Genomic DNA, 2661 nt, shown 5'->3' with positions numbered 1-2661 from the left:
ACACTCTTCCTTCAAACAAAGCCGTGGGAATGGATGAGCTTAACCCTCGATTCCTGCGTCTTTACTGTTGAGGGACAAAAGCTTACCGCCACCTTTGAACTAGCAGCTGGAGAAATCAAAGGGATCTATGGTCCTTCTGGCTCAGGAAAAAGTACCCTTTTTCGCTTATTAGCCGGTTTATCCGAAGAAGGATTTGAATCTGGATGCTATAAAATCGATGAGCAAGATTTCACTGAGTTGTCCCCTACCCAGCGAATTGCCTTCGTCAGTTTGATGTTTCAAAATCCCGATACGCAGTTTTGTATGCGAACCCCACGAGAAGAGTTGCTATTTTGTCTGGAAAACATGGCCATTCCATTAGAGGAAATGACTAACCGGGTGACGCAAGCACTCGATTTTTGCGAGATTCGTCATTTGGAACATCGCGTATTAACGACCCTTTCAGGTGGGGAGAAACAGCTGGTGGCACTGGCTTGTTGTCTGGTTTTAGAAAGCCGTTATCTCTTATTGGATGAGCCGTTTGCAAATCTCGATCCAATGACCACCCGATCCATACTGAAAAAACTAACAGAAATTCAACAACAAAAAGAAATTGGGATTCTGTTGATCGACCATCAAGTCGCCCCGGTTGCTGATTGGGTGCAGGAATGGCTTGTGCTACCCGATGCTTTCCAGCCAATCTCTTCTGGTCAGCTTTTAGAGCAAGAAGAGCGGCTGCGGCAAACGTTGACCAGATCCCCCCGGCCTCCTAAGCAACAGCCGCTTTTACGTTTTGTCGATTTTCGGTTGCCAATCGGGGACCATTCGTTGGTGATCGAAAATGAAACGTTTTATGCCGGAGAACTGATTGGCATTACAGGAAAAAGCGGACTAGGAAAATCCACCTTTTTCAAAGCACTGCTGCAACAGGCTTCTTATGATGGATCTGTTTATTACCAAGAGCAATGCTTGACCTCTCGCAGCCGACCTTTTGAGAAGATGAGCTGGATCATGCAAAATCCACAGGATCAGTTTCTTGCTTCCTCCGTGGCCCAAGAATTAGCCAATGGCCAAGAAAAAAGCGACCTATCTGAAAAACTGAACCAATTGGGGCTTTGGGGGAAACGGGAAGATTCACCATTTCTATTAAGTCAAGGACAGCAACGGCGCTTAGCGGTTGCCTGCTTGATTGATCGCGAGATTCCGATTTTGCTTGTTGATGAGCCAACCTATGGTCAGGATTTGCGGCAGTCGTGGCAATTGATGTCGCTATTAGCTGACAAAGCAGCCAGTGGCACACTGGTCTTCATCATTAGCCATGAGTTGCGTATCTTGTCAGATTTTTGTGATCGAACCGTTGATTTCAATCTTTATGTAAAGGAGGCTTTCGATGAGGCACCGAAACCCAACCGTCAAACTGCTAACTTTATCCGCGCTGGCATTGCTCGTCTCTTTTCAAAATAATTTGTTGCTAAACAGTAGTTTGAGTCTGCTTTTCTTATTGCTGCTCTTGCTTTATCTGCCTCTGAAAAAATTGCTGCAATTGCTTTTGGTATTGACTTTGAGTGCAGTTGGGATCTTTTTTACCGGATTGATGTTTTTTCAAGAAAGCCAAAATAGCCCCTCGACGGCAGCTGTTGCGTATGCCATTCGTCTTGTCAGTCGCGTCTACTGTTTCGGGCTACTAGGCAGCATTTTTGCGGCGACGACCACATTGACCGAACTAATCTATTCTTTGCAGCAGCAACTCCGACTGCCGCCTGTTTTTGCTTATGGTTTAATGGCCGCTTTTCATATGGCTCCCATGATCCCTAAGGAATACCGCAATATCCAGTTTAGTCTGAAATCACGAGGGATCAACTACTCCAGACTATCCTTAAAACCGCTCATTCCATTGTTGGTCAAATCAATTCGCTGGTCAGAGCTTTTAGCGACAGCTATGGAATCACGCGGGTTCTCCGGTGAGGCCCCTCGAACCTACGCCGTCAATCTCACCATTACCCGCAAAGATTGGTTATTCGGATGCAGTCTATTGGGCGTCGGCTTAATCCTTACAATACTTCCCATGCTTAGCTAAGAGAAAAATACCGCAAACCAGAGAGCTTAAGGTGTTCTGGTTTGCGGTATCTTGGTTTTTACGTATTTTCCGACAATTTAAATCGCTATTTTTTTACCTTGCTTGACTTGAGAAAGCATCACAAGAAAAGTCGTTGCGGTGATATAAATCGTTAAAATCAAATAGATTTTTTTTATGATGGGAACAGTGTCACTGGTCACCAGCGAACCAATTCTAGGCAAATGAAAAAGAGGCTGCCCCAGTAACTGGCTTTTCCTGATTTTCATCGTCTCCATATGGTCTTGGTTGTCACCAATCGTGTACATCGTTCGCTCTTGTTGATCAATCGCTGCAATTCGTCGGGTAAAAATCTGTTCGCCTTGATTGACAAAATAAGTAACTTCATCACCGACCATCAGCTTTTTATCGCCGATTTTTTTCACAAATAATAAACTTCCTTGGGGATAGGTCGGCTCCATTGCGTCACTTTTCACAATCGCGATGTGCAATCCTAGCATTTGAGGAACGACAATCATAATCAAAGAGAGAAACATTAAGATCAATGTTACAAAAGAAAGAAGGATACTGGGTCTAAAATATTTTTTCATCACAGATCTCCTTTATTT

The 2661-nt window shown here is 44.3% G+C and carries 3 protein-coding genes; 2 read left to right on the top strand and 1 reads right to left on the bottom strand.

Features of this window, described 5'->3' with window-relative positions:
- Together Q0A12_RS16170 and Q0A12_RS16165 are read left to right on the top strand one after the other, a co-directional pair.
- Positions 1-1443: ABC transporter ATP-binding protein (locus Q0A12_RS16170; RefSeq protein WP_291293653.1), on the top strand; the 1443-nt coding region annotated here is incomplete at its 5' end.
- A complete protein-coding gene (locus Q0A12_RS16165; RefSeq protein WP_291293652.1) occupies positions 1370-2056 on the top strand; it encodes an energy-coupling factor transporter transmembrane component T in 687 nt (228 codons plus the stop codon). The genes Q0A12_RS16170 and Q0A12_RS16165, both read left to right, overlap by 74 nt.
- Positions 2057-2133: 77 nt before the next feature.
- Here the strand turns inward: Q0A12_RS16165 and Q0A12_RS16160 are convergent, their stop codons facing one another.
- On the bottom strand, positions 2134-2643 hold the full coding sequence (locus Q0A12_RS16160; RefSeq protein WP_291293651.1) for a signal peptidase I: 510 nt from the start codon (positions 2641-2643) through the stop codon (positions 2134-2136).
- Positions 2644-2661 lie beyond the last annotated feature (18 nt).

It is taken from the genome of Enterococcus sp., from assembly GCF_022711995.1.
Taxonomy (GTDB): domain Bacteria; phylum Bacillota; class Bacilli; order Lactobacillales; family Enterococcaceae; genus Enterococcus_D.
Note: the sequence above shows the minus strand (reverse complement) of the source record. Positions and strands in the feature narration are given on the sequence as shown.

Bases quoted from the DNA above. Each gene is read 5' to 3' on its own strand.
- Q0A12_RS16165 (WP_291293652.1), top strand. From the start codon at position 1,370: ATGAGGCACCGAAACCCAACCGTCAAACTGCTAACTTTATCCGCGCTG.
- Q0A12_RS16160 (WP_291293651.1), bottom strand. From the start codon at position 2,643: ATGAAAAAATATTTTAGACCCAGTATCCTTCTTTCTTTTGTAACATTG.